Source organism: Erwinia sp. E602, assembly GCF_018141005.1.
Taxonomy (GTDB): domain Bacteria; phylum Pseudomonadota; class Gammaproteobacteria; order Enterobacterales; family Enterobacteriaceae; genus Erwinia.
Genome location: NZ_CP046582.1, coordinates 1,973,099 through 1,991,139, shown reverse-complemented (window position 1 = coordinate 1,991,139; position 18,041 = coordinate 1,973,099). Strand labels below are relative to the sequence as shown.

15 protein-coding genes are annotated in these 18,041 nt (G+C 57.3%); 7 read left to right on the top strand and 8 right to left on the bottom strand.

Features of this window, described 5'->3' with window-relative positions:
• The first annotated feature begins 148 nt into the window (after nucleotides 1-148).
• Nucleotides 149-1,360, top strand: a complete 1,212-nt coding sequence (locus GKQ23_RS10350) for a MalY/PatB family protein (protein ID WP_212410822.1) — start codon at nucleotides 149-151, stop codon at nucleotides 1,358-1,360.
• Nucleotides 1,361-1,617: 257 nt separating this feature from the next.
• On the opposite strand, the gene GKQ23_RS10345 is transcribed toward GKQ23_RS10350, so the two are convergent.
• The 5 genes from GKQ23_RS10345 to GKQ23_RS10325 form a co-directional block, all read right to left on the bottom strand.
• A complete protein-coding gene (locus GKQ23_RS10345; RefSeq protein ID WP_212410820.1) occupies nucleotides 1,618-2,175 on the bottom strand; it encodes an OsmC family protein in 558 nt (185 codons plus the stop codon).
• 339 nt (nucleotides 2,176-2,514) lie between these two features.
• A complete protein-coding gene (locus GKQ23_RS10340) occupies nucleotides 2,515-3,006 on the bottom strand; it encodes a hypothetical protein (protein WP_212410818.1) in 492 nt (163 codons plus the stop codon).
• Nucleotides 3,007-4,245: an AAA family ATPase gene (locus tag GKQ23_RS10335; RefSeq protein WP_212410816.1), complete on the bottom strand. Its 1,239-nt coding sequence runs from the start codon at nucleotides 4,243-4,245 to the stop codon at nucleotides 3,007-3,009.
• A gap of 123 nt (nucleotides 4,246-4,368) precedes the next feature.
• The gene (locus GKQ23_RS10330; protein WP_249168503.1) at nucleotides 4,369-5,973 is read right to left on the bottom strand and encodes a hypothetical protein; all 1,605 of its coding nucleotides are present in this window, start codon (nucleotides 5,971-5,973) and stop codon (nucleotides 4,369-4,371) included.
• A 9-nt stretch (nucleotides 5,974-5,982) separates the two neighbouring features.
• Complete coding sequence (locus tag GKQ23_RS10325) at nucleotides 5,983-7,194, bottom strand: YaaW family protein (RefSeq protein WP_212410814.1); 1,212 nt, start codon at nucleotides 7,192-7,194, stop codon at nucleotides 5,983-5,985.
• A 513-nt stretch (nucleotides 7,195-7,707) separates the two neighbouring features.
• Here GKQ23_RS10325 and GKQ23_RS10320 point away from each other — a divergent pair.
• From GKQ23_RS10320 to GKQ23_RS10310, 3 genes are all read left to right on the top strand, one after another.
• Nucleotides 7,708-8,148 carry a hypothetical protein gene (locus tag GKQ23_RS10320; protein ID WP_212410813.1) on the top strand — a complete coding sequence of 147 codons (441 nt, stop codon included), beginning with the start codon at nucleotides 7,708-7,710 and terminating at the stop codon, nucleotides 8,146-8,148.
• Nucleotides 8,138-8,581, top strand: a complete 444-nt coding sequence (locus tag GKQ23_RS10315; protein WP_212410811.1) for a hypothetical protein — start codon at nucleotides 8,138-8,140, stop codon at nucleotides 8,579-8,581. The genes GKQ23_RS10320 and GKQ23_RS10315 overlap by 11 nt, the downstream gene beginning before the upstream one ends.
• Before the next feature lie 293 nt (nucleotides 8,582-8,874).
• Entirely contained in the window at nucleotides 8,875-10,050 is a 1,176-nt protein-coding gene (locus GKQ23_RS10310; protein WP_212410809.1) for an MFS transporter, read from the top strand.
• A gap of 232 nt (nucleotides 10,051-10,282) precedes the next feature.
• On the opposite strand, the gene GKQ23_RS10305 is transcribed toward GKQ23_RS10310, so the two are convergent.
• A complete protein-coding gene (locus tag GKQ23_RS10305; protein ID WP_056234371.1) occupies nucleotides 10,283-10,732 on the bottom strand; it encodes a DUF4385 domain-containing protein in 450 nt (149 codons plus the stop codon).
• Between the two features lie 446 nt (nucleotides 10,733-11,178).
• Between GKQ23_RS10305 and GKQ23_RS10300 the strand changes: the two genes are divergently transcribed.
• Nucleotides 11,179-12,165, top strand: coding sequence for an IS110 family transposase (locus tag GKQ23_RS10300; RefSeq protein WP_212411737.1), 987 nt, complete (start codon nucleotides 11,179-11,181; stop codon nucleotides 12,163-12,165).
• 522 nt (nucleotides 12,166-12,687) lie between these two features.
• On the opposite strand, the gene GKQ23_RS10295 is transcribed toward GKQ23_RS10300, so the two are convergent.
• Nucleotides 12,688-13,701, bottom strand: a complete 1,014-nt coding sequence (locus tag GKQ23_RS10295; protein ID WP_212410807.1) for a helix-turn-helix domain-containing protein — start codon at nucleotides 13,699-13,701, stop codon at nucleotides 12,688-12,690.
• 125 nt (nucleotides 13,702-13,826) lie between these two features.
• Nucleotides 13,827-15,347, bottom strand: a complete 1,521-nt coding sequence (locus GKQ23_RS10290; protein WP_212410805.1) for a DUF1593 domain-containing protein — start codon at nucleotides 15,345-15,347, stop codon at nucleotides 13,827-13,829.
• Nucleotides 15,348-15,627: 280 nt separating this feature from the next.
• On the opposite strand from GKQ23_RS10290, the gene GKQ23_RS10285 reads away from it, so the two are divergent.
• Entirely contained in the window at nucleotides 15,628-15,954 is a 327-nt protein-coding gene (locus tag GKQ23_RS10285; protein ID WP_158239907.1) for a hypothetical protein, read from the top strand.
• A gap of 52 nt (nucleotides 15,955-16,006) precedes the next feature.
• Complete coding sequence (locus tag GKQ23_RS10280; protein WP_212410803.1) at nucleotides 16,007-18,040, top strand: protein-disulfide reductase DsbD; 2,034 nt, start codon at nucleotides 16,007-16,009, stop codon at nucleotides 18,038-18,040.
• Nucleotide 18,041: the final 1 nt, after the last annotated feature.

Sequence of the window (18,041 nt, the reverse complement as noted above, 5' to 3'; positions counted from 1 at the left end):
CCGCAGGAATGATTATGACTTGACAATCCAACTAGTAGGTAGGCAATCTCAGGGCAGGGCATAACCTCATGCCCATCCCCCTGCAGACTTACTCGTCGTAGGACTCGCGCAGGGCCGAGATTGTTAAAATACTTAACTGGATACCTGGATGAGATACGACTTTGATGAGATTGTCGACAGATCGGGAACGGACAGCCTGACCATTGAGGGCTGGCGTGAATATATGTTTGGCGGACATACCGGGGGCCTACCATCGGCACCTGAGGGCGGTTTTATAAACCTGTGGGTGGCGGACATGGCTTTCGCCACCCCCCAGCCCGTACTCGATGCTGTTCATGAACGGCTCAATAAAAAAATCCTCGGTTATACGCGGGCATATAACCCCGAATATCTGGAGATTTTTGCCAGCTGGTGCCAGCGACACTATGAATACCGCTTTGCGCCCGAAAGTATTGTGCTCTCACCGGGCATTATACCGGCACTCAACCGCCTGGTTCCTTTACTGACGCGCGAGAACGAAAGCGTACTGATCCTTACCCCTTCCTATGCGCCGTTCAAGAAAGCAGGAGAATACAGCGGACGCCGGGTCGTCAGCTGCCCTATGGTTCATGCCTCCGGAGAAATGTCGGTGGACTTTAGCGACCTGGAGCGGCTTGTTAAGGATCCGCAACTGGGCATAAAGGTCTTCTTCCTGTGCAATCCTCATAATCCAACCGGTCGCGTATGGCGCCGGGAGGAGCTGCACCGGATGGCAGAGATCTGCCTGCAAAACGACGTATGGGTCATCTCAGATGAAATACACTGTGATTTATCCCGCACGGGAATCAAACATACGCCGGCGGCTTCTCTTTTTCCGGACAGTAATAAGATTATCACCTGCATGTCTTCAAGTAAGACCTTCAATCTGGCGGGCAACCTGCTTGCGCATATCATGATCCCCGATCCGGTTATCCGCACGTCGTGGCTGAGGCTGTACGATGACATGCTTTCACCGCTGAGCCTTGTCGCCAACCTTGCCGCCTGGTCACAGTGCGATGACTGGCTGACGCAGGTCCGGCAATATATTGACGGCAATTTTGTATTTCTTCGCGCATGGCTTGAAGAACATCACCCACAGGTACGTTTTGATATTCCGGATGGCACCTATCTTGCCTGGCTTGACCTGAGCCCCCTTTCATCCGTCAGCGGAAAAGAATACACCGCCCTGTACTTCGCTCAACAGGCGGGAGTTCTGGTAGAGGATGCGGGAATGTTCGTTGGCAACGGCGATGGGCACATCCGGCTGAATCTTGCCTGCCCCCGCGCAATGCTGGAAGAAGGTCTTCGCCGCCTGACCCGATCGCTCAACACGCATTTCTGAAACGGCTCAGATATGTGCAATGCGCTGTCCGGAGCTGCAAGTATGAAGAGTGCCTATGTCTGAGCTGCTACTGGCGGAGAAGCAACGGGGCAAAAAGTGATGTGGCGCGCCGTGCTCAGCGAAAATGCGGATACCGTATCGAAGAGTTCAGGCAGTCATGAGAGATATTTGGAGGGACGACAGTGCGGGCTTCCAGCCCCCTGCATCTTACTGATGCAGGGGGCTGCTTCACGCTGATATCACGCTCTGGGCAATGATTAGACCAGGCGGGTGTTTACCGGCACCGGGTTTGCAAGCGTGTCATGGATCGGTGAGCTTTCCGGCAACAGCTGAACCAGCTCTTCGAGCTGCTCACGGCTGGCGGTCTTGCTGTTCAGACGAACGTCCACACGAATACTCTTCGCACCTTTGCGTACGTTTTTATCCAGGCCAAGGAATCCCTTCATATCGATGTCGAAATAGAGGTCGAGATCGATGCTTTCGAGCTCCACGCCTTTTTCAGCCGCCATCAGGGTGAGAGTCGCAGTATAACAACCCGCCAGCGCCTGCAGAATGTACTCAGTCGGGCTCATGCCTGAATCGGTGCCTAACAGGCCTGGCGGTTCGTCACCGATATTAGAAAACTTGCCAATGCGGCTGCGATCTTCCTTGCCATCCTGGAACGACGATCCAGTTTCAACGCGAACCGCCAGTCCACCATGGGAATGGGCTTTCACCTGGAAAGACATATTGCCCAGACCGGGCTCTGCGCGTACGGCTTCACGAACGTTGCTGATATCTTCGGCGGAAGCATGAGGTTTCACTAAATTAGACATTGGAGCTCCTGTGTTTTCATTAACGAAGGGTAGAATACTTAACTACTAAACTACCTACTAGTAGATAGGTTAGATGAACAAACTGAATTTGTCCAGCTTTCTGAGAAATGTGTAGCCGCAGGCAACTTCTGAGCGTGGGCCGTCCCGCAATCAAATGAGTAATAAGATGGAATGTCCGCTTATCGCTCATAGCAGACACTCTGCATTGCTTTTATCCTCCCCCGTACCGAGATCATGCACCCTATTCTGAGCAGATCTTCATGCGGTAACGTGGCACAAAGCTGTTGATGCAAACGTTGCCTGTTCTTTTCCCGCAAACTGAAGTCGGCCTTCCCGCCCTCACCCACCCGGTAACTTAATAGTCCCCTGCAGATCTAGGCGAAAACCATAGTCATCAAAGAAGCGCCGCCGGATTTCATGATCAATCACCGTAAAAGCGTCGCGTTTTTTATTGCAGCCAAAGGCCTTTTTATGGCGGTACGGGCTGAGATCGTGATGTTCCTGCAGAAAGCTTATCGTCGACTGCAGTTGTTCAATGGCCTGACTTTGCCAGGGCGGGATCTGCTCCTTTAACTCCACCAGATACAGCAGATTATCCGTGGTCAGCATACCATCACAGCGGCCGCGCCCGCGTTCGTCACTATCCTGCAGCACGCACTTATCAATCGCGGTAAAGGTGACAGCAAGCTGCGCCGGGTTCTCAACGGTCGCCACCCAGTTCTGCTGGTTTTCGGTATCCACATAGGCGGGCGTGCTGTTCTGGTTGTCACAGACGCCAAAGGTCTGCTGGGTAAAAGGGCCGCTCTGGCAGGCTGCCTGAAAAAAATCCATTTAAAGCTCCTCTTCCAGCTCCAGCAGCTGATCAAACAGCGTATTACCCATACGTAGCCACTCATTCAGCAGGTTTTTATCGGAGGGGATGCCCTGGTAAGAAGCCAGCCGGGTGATGCTGCAATCCTGGTCGTTACACTGGTAGATCGCAACGTCGTCTGGGGCCAGTAATGCCGTCTCAGGGATCAGGGCGCTGAGGCGGGGTAATAACGTTTCCCGCCCGTTCTCCGCGATGCGCTGCTGCAGATGTTTGCCCTGCACCGCCAGCGACAGATAGCTGACAATATAGGGGCTGTGGGTAGTGAGAACCAGCTGGTTGGCCGCCCCCTGGCGGTTAAATGCCAGCAGGCTTTTCAGCATTTCCCACTGCGAGGACGGGAACAGATTCTGCTCCGGCTCCTCCACAACATTAATAAACGCACTCTTGTTAAAACGTCCCGAAAGCACCGAAACGGCCACCCGTTTCTGCTCGGTAGTCAGACTGTTATTATCATAAATAGTCCTGATCTCCTGCCCGAAACGCGCAATCTCATCGGCGCTCATTGAAGCGGTTTGACTCTGGTTCTGCACCGCATTCGCCAGGTGCTGGCTGACTAGGTACAGCGGCACAAAAGACTGGAATCCGCTGGAGGCATCCGTCAGGCGCAGTTTATGGTCAGGACCTTTAAGGTTAACCACATCATTGAGCCGGTCATATTCGATCTCGCTGTTGTTGATCGGCAGTCTGACCGCTTTGCGCAGGCTCTGTTTCGCCTGTTCGAAAGCCGACAAAAACTCCTTCAGCGACTCAGAGGAGAGTTTCAGCTCACCCGGGCTGCGCACATAAGAGATAAAGTTGCGTTCAGCGGGCACATACATCACCTGCGGCAGCGCATAATTCTGACCAGGCAGCTCGCTAATACTCAGCTGGTTGCCGTTATAGCGGATTGCCCAGGCTTCCCCTTCGTACTCGATATCCGGCTCAGCGCCTTTATCCGCATGCTGATAATTTTCCAGGCGGTGATACGCCAGAAACATGCTTTTAAAACGTCCTTTGCGCTCAAACCACTTTTTGGGATAGTCACCGCGCACCAGCGCTTTTTCAATCCAGCAAAAGGTGGAGAATAGTTTGGCAAGTGTGCTCTTACCCGCGCCCTGGTTACCGATAAACACCGTGACAGGTTTAAATTCGATCCAGCCGTCATTCTCCGCGAGGCCCGGCCCTACCGGTCCGAAGTTTTTAACGCGCATACGGATCATGTTGTTTCTCCTGTTGGATAAATCGTTCAGTGCTGCTTGCCGCTGGCGGAACGCTCTCCGCCAGCACGCTGCTATCATCTTATGCTAACACACGAAAAACCGTGATATTTTTGTTGTTCCGCTTCATGTCGGTTGTGCGCCTGGCCCCATGCCCAGCAGCGCCTGCAACCGCGCCTCTGACTGCTCCCGTCCCTGCTGTAACATCGCCAGAACCGCCTGCTCTTCCCGCTGGTGCTGCGCGCCAAACAGGTCGATGCGATCCAACATATAGACGGTCAGCACGGTGCCCAGCCCGGTAATACAGCCGGTCAGCACCGCAACCAGCAGGGAGATCATATCGCCCGGCAGGATACTCAGCACCGCGCCGAGGGTTGTACTCAGGTACTCTTCCAGCAGCACACCGCCAATCACAAAGGCACCGCTGACGGCGATCTTCAGCCCTGCATCCAGCGCATCGGCACGGCGGGTGCCTTCAGGGCGCAGCAAGACGGTTTTCGCGGCGCGGAACAGCGAGAACACCCCTTCGCGGATCATCCGCACCAGATTTTTGGCGGTGGTAAAGAAGGTATTCAGCAGCGTGGTCAGCAGGCTGCTGATCAGGCCGCTGATCGCACCGTCACCAAAGGCGGAGAGCACGCCGCGCCAGTTATCCAGGCAGCGGGTGGCGACCCGCCCGGCGCGAAGTTTTAACGCCTCCCACACCTGTGGCTGGTCCACCGCGTCGCAGAAGCCGTTGTGCCAGCTGTCGTGGATCTCCAGCAGCAGGCCATCGATAAAGTCGGTCAACACCAACCCCATCGCCTGTTGCAGGCCCATTTTCCCTGCACCGATGGCGCTGGATTTCAGTAAGTAAGCGCCAAATTTCGCACTGCCGTAGTAACCCCAGCGCAGGCTGCTTTCATACTGCTGGCGCGCCTGCTGATCCAGGTCCTGCATCTGCTGCTGATCGACCGCATTCTGCTGCCGGCACTTCTCCAGCGCGTTCTGCTCTTTATCTTCCAGCGGGCCGTTCCTGGCTTTTTCCTCCAGCCGGGCAATCACTTTGTCACGATCCGCCCGGTTGTTATTCAGCCAGGTAATATACTCCTGCGTGCTTTTTTGCTGTTTGGATTCGTTGATCGAGTGGTGCGTATGGTGCAGGTTGCTGTCATGATTCGCCAGGTCAGCCCCGTTTGCCTCAGCCAGCGCCACGGCGGGATCATGGTGGATCTCATAGGCTGAAATCAGATGGTCCTGCTGGCTGCTGGTATTCCGCGCCAGCGGCTGGCCGGTGTAAGCATCCACTGCCTCACCCGCTTTCTTCTGTTTACTGTGCGTATTATTGTTCTTCTTGTAGTCAGTGTGCGAATGGTACGGGTCGCGATCATATTTGCCCCGGCTGTCATAACGTGCCTGCTCCTCTTTACTGGCATACACCCCGGCGCGGGCATTGTGCAGGGTATCGACGCTGCCGCCGGTTTTATCCCAGGCCGCGACCAGCGTGCCCAGCCCGAACGGGCCGATAATGCTGTGCAGCAGCCGCTGGCGGCACTCGGTCAGCATCACCGCCGTCTGCTCTGCCCGCCACTGCTGCTGAAAGTGCGCTACCCGCTGATGAGCCTGCCACGGGCTGGCTGCCGGAAGAGGAAGCGGCGCGTAAGCGCCAGCTTCCGTTGCGGCCACCGGCGTCACCGCCTGCTGACGGCGCTGCTGGTTCAGGCGCAGTAAAAGTGCTTTTTTGTCCATCATCCTCTCCTGTTACGATGCATCAGCAGACTGCCAAAACGCCTCATGCAGCACCGCGATCAGCGTGTCGGTCTCACTGCTGTCGATGCCGAGCGCCACAGCAGCGGCCAATGCATCCGTCAGGCTGGCCGGGCGGGTGATCTGGCGTTCAACTGCCGCCTGCATCACCTCTGAGAGATGGCTGCTCATCATTCCCAGGCAGCAGGCTTCAATGTCGCTGCGCACCGCTGACGGGGCAATCCCCTGTTCCTGCGCATAGGCGAAGGCCACGGCCAGCATCGCGGCACAGCGCTGCTCAAAACACCGCACTTCCTCCATGCGGGCAAACACCCGGTCGGCATACTCTTCGGTGGCCTGCTGGTGCCCGGCTGCCGTGCCCTGTTCAAAGGCGCTGTTGCGCTCGCGGCGAACGCTGGCCGCCGTGGATAAACCGACCATGCGCAGCATATTCGCCACCCAGCTGTCCGCATTCTGTTCATCCTGCCAGCGGTGGTACTCCCACCACACTTTGTCGGCTTCCGGCGTGGCATGAATGCGCTGACGCAGCAGCGCCACCTGCACCACCGCCGGAATGGTGACGCGAAACGCCGGGCCGGAGAGATCAAACGCGGTCCACAGGCCGCTGATCATCCAGCCCAGCGGGCCGAGGAATGAGGCGGCACCGCGGGCGGCCACAAAAGAGACGGCGGAGCTGACCACGGTGCGCCCGAGCAGTTGGCTGGCGAAAACGTTAGCAATCAGTGACGCCAGCAACAGGCCGTAGAAGTGGCTGGTCTGCAGCTGTGCCATTAGTTTCTCCTGCGGGAACAGCTGCGTGCTGCTCTGGCTGAGATCCATCTGCGTCAGCAGCTCGCGGCGCTGGGTTGCATCCATCCCTTCCCAGGCCTTGTGGGTGATCGCCGCCAGTACTGCCAGTTCGATGCGCTCCACCTCCCACGCCTGTTCATAGCTGGCCTTCAGTTTGTCAGCCACATCGATCACCACGGTTTTCCACTCCGGCCCGCTGCGACGGAACAGGTTCATCACGGTATTCCCGCCAAATTCACGCAGTTCTTCGGCGATCAGGTCGGCATACTGGCTGTGCGCCGGCTGATGCTGTTTGTAACGGGGTTTACTCTCCAGTCCGCTGCTGAACGCTTTGGTGATGTATTCCACCAGCGGGGCCAGTTCACTGTCTGAGGCCTTACGCAGGACGGGCAGTAACTGATGATCAACTGTACTCATGGCTCTGTTCCTGTTCTGTACTGAGATGTTCTGTGTCAACACTGTCTGGTCGCTTTGCCATAGCTGCCCCTTAAATGCTCCCTGCAGACGTAACGTATTTATGCTGTTCAGCTTTATCGGCAAAGAGCGAAAATACTTAAGCATGGCTTGACTCTCTGTAAGCGAACAGGCACATCATGCCTTAAGATGGCGACAAATTACCTCGCAGCGGCAGACCATCTCATCCCCTCACAGATTGCACAGTTAGCAACCTTCATGGAGCTCCATCCGTTAGTGTGCTCGCTGAGTCTTTGCTGCAGATTCTGTGCTGTGTTAGATCAGGCCGCGATCTGAGTTACTGTGCATTATTGAGATTACTCTTATTGCATGATATATATGCCAGTAGCAAGGATGCGTCTCATTCTCATGGAGAAGTTATCAGACTGCCTTTTGAATTCGCCTCCCCGCTCAGTTTTTTTTTATTAATTTAAACCTCACATTTAATCCTGTTAATTTTAGGGCTATGGAAAGTTCATGAAATTTACCCGGCATCTTGCCTCTTCAGTATCCTGTATTGCTTTAACACTCTGCCTGACCTCCTGTCTGACTATCCGTCAGGGCACGCCACGCCCAGGCGGCGTCATTGATATGATGGAAACACAGCACCGCGACAGCACCCGTTATGTCCATGAACATGGCGGGGAGGTGACGCTGCATACCTCACCAGTCCATTTTATGGAGCTCAAAGAATATTGTGTAAAAATCGGTGGTCAGTATGAGCAGTTGAGCAGCCTGGCTGGCTGGTGTATGAGCCCGCAAAATATTCCTCTATTTATAATTGGTTACGATCGTTATGACTACGATGTTGGCACCTTCTCGGTGTCAGAAAAAGGGACCGGCGTCAGCGATGCGTGGTGGCTGAAATACACTAAAGAAACCTATTCCAGCTTCTGGAATCTGCACAATGAACAATAAAAACAAGGGTTTTGCCACACTGTTAACGCTGCTGCTACCGGTGTTAGCGGGCTGTTCAGCCGATGGAAAACTGCGCATGGGGGAACCGCCGCAGGACGGGGTGATCAATTATATAGAAACCCGCTATCCGGCTCTCGCCGGGGGGATGGTCAGTTCCTGGCCCTATGCCACCCTGCACTCTGACGGCACCGTGTTTACTAAGCTGAAAAAATATTGTGCGGATCAGCAGGCTCTGTTTGAAAATCCGGTCTCCGGAGTGGGCTGGTGTCTGAGCAGCGAAGAGGTGCCGCTGTTCATCTTTTATAATGACCCAGCCGGTGGCACGGCAATCCGTGAACGCTCGACGAAAACCACACCGACAGAGTGGCTCAGCTATACACAGAAACAGTTTGCTCCATTGTGGAACCTGCACCGTCTGAAACCCGGCCAGTAAATCCGCCACACCCTGGCAACTCCGCCAGGGTGCACGGCCCCCCCACACTCTGCCTGGTTGAGATCGTTGGAGTAGCATCGGCTATCCTGTACCCGCCTGGTGGTTAAATTGTCATCGTGATTTCGGCTAGTGATTAGGCTTTCAATTTGTGCTACTGCTCTCCTGCCACCGCAGCGGATCTTGCCTTTCGCTGTGCCTGAGCCGTTGACGTCAGCGGGTAGCAAAAAACATTTTCACTGTGCTCAATATTCCTGTCATGCTCTTGCGCACGCAAACCCGAAGCAGAGGAAACGATGTTAACGCAGCAAACCCGCCAGAAGTTCGCGATCTACGCCCTGATGTTTCTGCCTGGCTTCACCTGGGCTTCATGGGTCAGCCGCACGCCGGTGATGCGCGACTCGCTCAGCGCCACCACCGAGATGATGGGGATGATCCTGTTTGGTTTCTCCTGCGGTTCAATGTTCGGCGTGTTTATCACCGGTAAGCTGATCGCCTGGATTGGCGCACGGCGCACCATTTTATACGGCATTCTGGTGCTGCTGGCGGGCGTCGTTACCCTGATGCTCGGTCTTGAAGAGCAGAGCCGGGCGCTGACCTTTATCAGCCTGATGTTGCTCGGCGCCGGCACCGGCATGGTCGATATCGTGGTCAACGTTGAAGGTGCGGCGTTTGAGCAGACGCTGAGTAAGTCGATCATGACCGTCATCCACGGCTTCTTCAGCCTCGGCACGCTGGTCGGCGCGCTGGCGGGCATGGCGATGACCGCGCTGGATATCTCAACCCTGTATCATTTCACCGGCGTGCTGGCGGTGATCGTCGCCATGACCGCCATCGTGCTGCGCCACTTCCCGACCGCCAGCGCCCAGGCGCACGCCGACAATCCGCCGACCGGCAGCTTCACCGCTCAGGTGATGCGCGAGCTGCGCGACCGTCAGCTGTTGATCCTCGGCGTGGTAATCCTCGCGATGGCGCTGGCCGAAGGTTCGGCCAACGACTGGCTGCCGCTGATTATGATCGACGGCCATAATCTCGGCCACACCGCCAGCACCCTGGTTTACGTCGGCTTCACCGCCGGGATGACCGCCGGGCGTTTTCTCGGTGGTTATCTGGTCGACCGGCTTGGCCGCGTATGGATGCTGCGCGCCAGCGCGGTGTCAGCGGCGGTTGGGCTGGTTATTGTGATCTTCGTTGACCAGCCGTGGCTGGTCGGTGCGGCGGTGCTGTTCTGGGGCATAGGTGCGTCGCTCGGCTTCCCGCTGACCGTTTCCGCCGCCGCAGAAGGCGGCAACAGCGCGGTGCGGGTGACCATTGCCGCCACCCTGGGCTACTTCGCCTTCCTCGTTGGCCCGCCGTTCCTCGGCTTCCTCGGCGAGCACGCCGGCCTGCGTCTGGCGATGCTGCCGGTGCTGGTGATGGTGCTGCTGGCGCTGTTCTGCTCGGGCTCGGCGAAAAAGGTGCAGGCGGCCTGACGACAGGTTAACTGGCGGGCGCGGGCTGTTCATCCCTCGCGCCCGCAGCCGGGTATCAGGTACACAGTCCCCACAGGGTTGATACGGTGCCCGCCGCTTTCAGAGCACAACATCCGTAGGGTGCCCGAAAATCACGCAACCGCCTGCGGATGCCACTGCCGTTTGCCATCAAGCGCATCGAATCAAAGGGGTCAACGCGTGTTGTACGGCTCAGTCAGCGGCAGTAGGTGGTTCAGCCGTACTTTTGCTGGTGTTTTTTCTTCCGCGCCAGATAGTCCTTATCCTCGCGTAGCCTGTCCCAGCAGGCCTTAAACACCGCGGCAGCGGCTGCCTTCTCTTCATTGAGTTGATAAGGCAGGATCTTCTTATCCGCATCGTACTTGCGCCCGCCCGGATGATTGGCATAACGGCGGGCGCGGGTGTAGCCCATCTGAATAAATTTGCGAGCCATATCCATGCCGACGAAATCATCCTGCTCACGATACTGTTCGAACAGCTGCATGATTTTTTTCGACGACTGTTCGGCTGCTGCGACATCCTTAAAACGCCAGTAAGGCAGGATCTCACTTTTATAGGGTTCGACCATTAAAACCCCCTGTTCGCCGCGCCCGACCTGATAGCGTTGCGGATCCCTGCGGAAGTCGATCTGTTTAAAGTCCTGCTGGTAATCAAACGCCTTCATGCCCAGGCTCCTTTCGTCCATACCGTTAATGTGCTGCTGTCTGTTCAGTGCCTCCGTAAGCCTGGCACAAATCCGCTAATGCCCCACCCCGGCAGGATGTTGAGCATTACCTCTGCGCCAGGCTTATCGGGGGCTCGGGCTGGCCATGGTGTCGCTGGGGTGTCGCTTCGGAGTCTGCGCCTGGCTTATCGGGGGGGACATCCGGAACGCGGACACGCTGTAAATACGTCCCTTGTATCTTGAATCTTGTAGTGGGTGGTGGTTAGCTACCACCATCTGAAACAGGGTGAATTTGATACATCCATAAGGTTATGACCTTGTCGTACAGCCTAAATCCCCTGTTTCGCCTTTCACGCCAGAACAGACTTTGAACGGCTGCCGGGAGCACTGACTCCGCATGCACAAGGATAATGGGCGTGATGGTTATATGTGAAAGGAGATGCATGATGATCCAGTTAGGTATTGACGTTGGAAAAAGTAAAATCGACCTCTGCCTGCTTCCCGACGGTCCCGACGGCAGGAAGAAAACGAAAGTACTGAGCAATGGTCCACGGGTTGCAGCGGCCGTTCTTGAATGGGTTGTGGCCAGGAAAGTGAACGTGGCCGACCTGCAGGTCGTTCTGGAACCCACGGGCACCTATCACGAACATCTGGCCTTTGGCCTTTACGACCAGGGCGTCAGAGTGGTTATCGCTAATCCGGCCCGCGTGAGGAACTTTGCTAACGGCATGGGGATCCTGACGAAAACGGACCGGGTGGATGCGTTTGTTCTTGCCTGCTACGGTGAGCTGAGAAAGCCCGAAGCGTGGAAGGCACCTCCTAAAGAAATCAGTGAGCTGAAGGCGCTACTGAGCAGGCGGGATGCTCTGCTTAAGGATGCGATGCGGGAAGACAACCGGCTGGAAAAAATCCTGTCAACGCGCCCTTCTCCTCTGGTTGAAACCTCCGTTCGTAAGATGATAGCCGTGTTGTACGGCGAACTTAACGCGGTGGAAAAACTCATTGATGAACATATCAACAGGTATCCCGGCCTTAAGCGTGACCTGGATCTGCTCACGTCCATCAAAGGCGTGGGGCGTCAGATCGGTCCGAACATGCTGGTCGCCCTGAAAAGCCACGACTTTGAGAGTGCCCAACAGGCCGCGGCCTGGTTTGGCCTTGTACCTAAGGAGAAGCGTTCAGGCACCTCGGTACACTATCGCGCCCGGCTGTCGAAAAACGGCCCCGCACACCTGCGGGCAAAACTGTTTATCGGCGCACTGGTTGCGGTGAAGTATAACAAGCCAATGAAGGCCCTCTACGAACGGCTGCAGGCAGGGGGCAAATGTAAGATGTCGGCGCTCGGAGCGGTGATGCGAAAGCTGGTTCATGAGTGCTTTGGGGTGCTGAAACATCAACGCTGCTACGATGAAAATTATGGTGCAGTGGGTTGACGTTCAAGACGGTAGCTGTACGCTCGGCGTCGCACATCCCTGTGCTCCGACGGTCCGCTTATCCGGATGTCCCCCCCGATTGCCTTTTAACTGTTGTGTCGCTGCTTTAAAACCTCTGTATTGGATCCAGCAATCAGCATATGAAATCCACCACTGACTGCAACACGATCGCATGACTATCTCACTGAGTACAAAACTCCGCCCTTAACAGCAATGCGGATGCCAGCAAGGGAGGCCGTTGGTGAACAGGTTAGCCGGGCGTATGCCGCAGGACGCGGCATCCGAGCCTACACGGACGTATTTACGGCGTCCCGGCGTTCTGTCACCAACGGCCGAACCCGGCACCCAGACAAAAAGCGATGCCCTTAATACAGCAACGCAAATGCCAGCAAGGGAGGCCGTTGGTGAACAGGTTAGCCGGGCGTATGCCGCAGGACGCGGCATCCGAGCCTACACGGATGTATTTACGGCGTCCCGGCGTTCCGAACCCGGCACCAGGACATACAGCGGTGCCCTTACTTACTACAGCAGCTCCGTTATCGCTTCTGCACTGAGCTGAACCAGCCCGGTTACCCCATAGTGATAGCCGGTTTTAGCGTGTCGAATGCGGATTTCACGGATGTGCGGGTTCGGGCTGGCGTCCAGCATCTGCCGGGTCAGCGGCAGAATCGCATCACCGTAATCCTCAAACAGCTCACCGGTGGCAATCACCAGGCGGATATTGTGGATCGGTGCCGTACAACAGATGGCGAAAAACAGCGCTTCGGCAGTGCGCTGCACGCCGGCGGCGCGATCGTCCCCGGTGACGTTAAACGCCTGCTCGATCCCCCCCGGCCAGGGCAGGTGCACAATCTCCGGGTAAAAACCGTTCTCCCCGAGCCCAGGCACGCCGTGGGTGCTGTAGCCATAGCCGAGACTGCCGAAACCCGGCATAAAGGCGACGTAAGACTCCCCCTGTGAACGCTTCGCCAGCAGCGAGTTGGTACAGTGGGCGATATTGTAGATACGGGTGACAATCCCGGTGGCCGCCTCAATCAGCGCCCTGAGGTTCACGTGGGTTTCGCGAAACAGCGGACAGTAGCGCACCACGCCGGTGTCCTGCTCAATTCCGCCCTGCAGCGCCAGGCTTACCACTCTGACCCGCGAGCGTGCCACGCGGGGGACGGCACAGAGCGCGGCAATGGTCGCTTCGGTAAAGGCCACCAGCTCATCGGGGGCCAGCCGCGCGGGCAGCAGTATCTGATGGCTGGCGAGGGGGGCGGCCTGGGTCTGATAATCGTTAAGCGTGGCCTGCAGGCTACTCTTGCGCAGCATAATGTTAATACTGAACAGGCTGCCGGACTTCACCGCCAGCCTCTGCTGCGGGCGGCCAAAGGTCACGTCGGCCATTTCCCGCTCCTCAATCAGCCCGTCGGCCAGCAGCTGTGCGGTCAGCTTGGTAATGTAAGCTTTGGTCACGCCAAGCCGCCGGGTCATCTCCGCCCGTGAAGCGTTTTCGCTGTGCAGGATGTTGAGGATCTGCTTCTTATAATCCACGTAAAAGTGCCTTAGCCTGTCCGGTTGCTTTGATCCCGCTAATCATAGCACTGCGACAGGCGGCTGGCTTTTGGTCACTCAGAGAAATTGCGCGGAGTGGTGAGGCAATCTGGCCGGGCAGGCAATTACTTCACCGTCACAATTATCCGCCGGTATGAGGTCAGCGACGGTTTGCCGTTATCGGTTACCGCGAGGATTAGATGCTCCGTGCCCGGACGCAGCGCTTTCACCTCAGCCTGTTCACCGCCGTTGTTACCCAGCGACAGCACCGCAGGCGCGTTCAGCCGGTCTTCACCCATGGTGCCCTGCAACGCATCCAGCGCCACCGGCGTTGAAATCGCTGAGGTGGCTTCCGGGTAGCGGAACCAGTTGTAGCTGAGTTTATCGCCGTCAGGATCTTTACTGCCTGCCGCATTCAGCGTCATCACGTCACCGGCCTTCGCCGTCAGCCTCAGCACCTGCTGACTGCTGTCGCCGTTGACCACCACCTGCGGATTATGGTTAGCCTGCTCAAACGGCTTGATCCCCCACTGCATACGCGCCGCGAAATCATGCTGGAACGCCTCACGCCAGCGCCAGATCGTTGCCTGGTTAGAGGTTACCGTTTTTCCGTCAGCGCCGGTCACCGTATCCGCACCGTTCGGGCTGCCGGGATAGAAATCGCCGCCGCTGGTCCAGACTGGCCGGGATTCATGCAGCGGCTGGCGCACGATATAACGCCCGCCCCACCCGCCCCAGCCGGGGTTCTGCTCGCTGTTCAGGCCGTTACGGATCAGGCCGAGAAATGCCGGGGTATCGCCTTCCATAATAAACATATACTTCAGATAGCCTTTGCCCATCGGCCCCTGGCTGCGGATGTGCTGATCCAGCCAGTGCTGCGACACGGTGGTGAAATCAGCGCCACTGCCGTTGCGGTAGTACATATCGCCGCTGATCCCGGTCCAGGTGGCACGCGCATAGTCCTCACCGCTCTGGCTGGACGGGTCGACGATATAGGTTATCTCCGGGTAGTGTTCCCGCACCCAGCTGCCCGCATCGTCCTGGTCGGAGATGGAGTAAACGATCAGGTTGCGGGTCAGCGCGCGCACCTGCTCCGCCGTCTGCTGCTGCGACAGATCCTGCAACGCCTGCGCCAGAGTATTGGCCCCGCCCCACAGGTTGATAAACAGCGGTCGGGCGCTATCCGTGCTGCGCTCAATGGCCTTCAGCAGCAGCGCGGAACCGTCGGTGCTTTTACCCGCACCGGTTGCGGCCATGCCGTAGCTGGCCTGCCCGGGGGCGATCAACGTCTGCAACTGCGCCACCGCCGGATAACCCGGCGCGTGTTTCAGCAGGTTCGGCTGCACTTCGCCATAGTGCCCGACCACCAGCTTAATCATATCGGTGTGCACTTTTTCCTTCTGCCAGGTGCTGGTGGTGGCCACCAGCCCTTCCACCTGCATCTCGTTGGCGTAGAGCAGGAAACGGGTCAGCGACATCTGGTCGTCCGGCTCGTTACCGATATCGGTCAGCACAAAGACGCGTGGTTTCTGCTGGTACGGCAGCACCTTGCCGGCCAGCGTCTGGATCGTCGTTTCCGCCTGCACGGTGACCGGCATCGCCGCCACCAGCGTGCCGCACAGCGCGGCCAGCAAGGTTATCTTCATTGTTACTGTCTGCTTCTTCGCCATCACTTTCCCGTTTCCCTGTTATTGCGCGTAGCGCCTGAATCACCGGCGTTCAACATAGTTAACCAAGGAAACAAAGTAAAAATAATTGGGCTGTTTTTGTGATATGGGTTGGATTATTCCTCCGACACTACTTTACAAAGAATAACTTGTTTCCAGGCGGTTAATCCTTATCATAGCGCGCACTGACTTAATGAGATTCTTAATGCGCACGCGACACACTCACGCCAGATGGCTTCTGCTGATTACCTGCCTGATCATGGCCCTGTGCCTGATCCAGCGGTCGTGGCTGCTGCGTGATGCACCCGTTGAAACGTCGCCGCAGGCGCAAACCCTGTCGGCTGTGTCAGCCACCGGGGCGTCGGTGCAGCAGGATCTCACCGTGAGTGGTAAACCTTGTGAGCTCAGCGCCCAGTCGCTGTTGGGCGCACAACCGCTGTTCTTCGATAGCGCGATCCCCGTACTGATCTCCTTCCTGCTGCTGCTCGCCGTGTTCAGCGAACTGCGGCTCGAAATCTGGCGGGACAAACCCGACCCTCTTCCCCGATCCCGAATCCATCTGCAAAACTGCGTTTTCCATGAATAAATAACGGCCTTTATTTCATTTAAGGTCAAAAAATTTCACTGGAGAAAATAGAATGTTAGCTACCATCAGGGGTGTATTCCTCCTGTTGCTGCTGTGCGCCGGTATTGCGCAGGCGGCAGACACAGGCTGGATGCAGACCCCACAAAATACTCACGCCCGCGTTCGTATCAGCGCGGAACAGAATCAGAACAGCGTTAACGCACTGCTGCAGGTTGAACTGGCCCCCGGCTGGAAAACCTACTGGCGTTCACCCGGCGCGGGCGGCGTTGCGCCGGCAATTAAGTGGAGCGGCGACACCCGCGCGCAGTGGTTCTGGCCAACCCCGCAACGTTTCGATATCTCTGGGATCAGCACCCAGGGCTATGACCGGCAGGTAACGATCCCGCTGGTTATTGAGCACAGTGGGACCGCACCGCTGTCCGGCACCCTGACGCTGTCTACCTGCAGTAACGTTTGCGTGCTCACCGACTATCCGTTTACCCTCGATCTCAACCAGGGGGGCGACGCGCAGTTTGATCGCGCATTCAGCGACGCCATGGCAACCATCCCTGCTCAGGACGGGGTAACTCAGGAAGTCAGCGCGCGCCAGCAGGGCGACCAGCTGCTGATCACCGCCCGTAAGTCCGACAACTGGCAGCTGCCGTCGGTCTATTTTGATCCGTTAAGCAACGGCGTTACGCCAGGTGAACCCACGCTTGAGGTAAACGGCAGCGAGCTGACCGTGAAGGTGCCGGTCACCGACGAATGGGGCGAAGGAGCAGGCAACCTGAGCGGTGAACCGCTCTCAATGGTGATTGCCGACGGCGACAAAGCACAGTACGTAACGGCGACGATTAACCAGGGTGACGCGACTGCCGGAACGCAGCCCGCCGCCGCCGGTTCACTCTGGGCCATGCTGCTTATGGCGCTGGCCGGGGGGTTGATCCTCAACCTGATGCCGTGCGTGCTGCCGGTGATGGGTATGAAGCTCGGTTCGGTGCTGAGCGCCGGTGCCGATCGTCAGCGCATCCGCCTGCGCTTCCTGCTGACCACCGCCGGGATCCTGACCTCGTTTGCCGTACTGGCCGCGCTGGTCACCGCGCTGAAGCTGAGCGGCATCACGCCGGGCTGGGGCACCCAGTTCCAGAACCCGTGGTTTATCGGCTTCCTCGTTGTCGTTTCGTTCCTGTTTGCGCTCAACCTGCTGGGGCTGGTACAGCTGCTGTTACCGTCCGCGCTGAACAACCGGCTGGCGACGGCCGGTGGCAACTCGCTGTCCGGCAGCTTCTATGAAGGAGCATTCGCCACGCTGATGGCAACCCCGTGCTCCGCGCCGTTCCTCGGTACCGCCGTCGCCTGGGCGTTCTCGGCCTCACTGCCTGAGATGTGGCTGATTTTCCTGACGCTGGGGCTGGGTATGAGCCTGCCGTGGCTGCTGGTAGCCCTCGTTCCACGCGTGGCGCTGTGGCTGCCTAAGCCTGGTCGCTGGATGAATACGCTGAAAGTGCTGCTGGGACTGATGATGTTCGGCTCCAGCCTGTGGCTGGTTACGCTGCTGAGCAGCCATACAGGACCAACGGTGGTCGCGGTGATTTCGCTGGTGATGGTCTGGGTGACGCTGGAAGCCTTACTGAAAACCCAAGATAAAACGCATCGTGGTGCCCTGCTGCTCACCGCCGTGCTGGCCGCCGCCGGTGGCTGGCAGATCCATGCGCTGGTCGATCCGACCTATGTGAATGAAAAAACCAGCCGCAGCGCCGCCATCAACTGGCAGCCACTGAGTGAAGAGGCGCTGAGCCAGGCACTGGCCGCCAATAAAAAAGTGTTTGTCGATGTATCAGCGGACTGGTGCATCACCTGTAAGGTTAACGAACTGCGCGTTCTGAAGCGTCCTGAAGTGATCGAGGCACTGAATCAGCCCGACGTAGTGGCGCTGCGCGGTGACTGGAGCCAGCCTTCGCAGGCCATCAGCGACTTTTTGCAAAAGCGTAACGCTTACGCTATTCCATTTAATCAGGTGTATCAGCCCGGCGACGATCGCGGCCATACCCTACCCACGCTGCTGGATACCTCCGGTTTGCTTGATGCACTAAACAAGAGCAATTAAT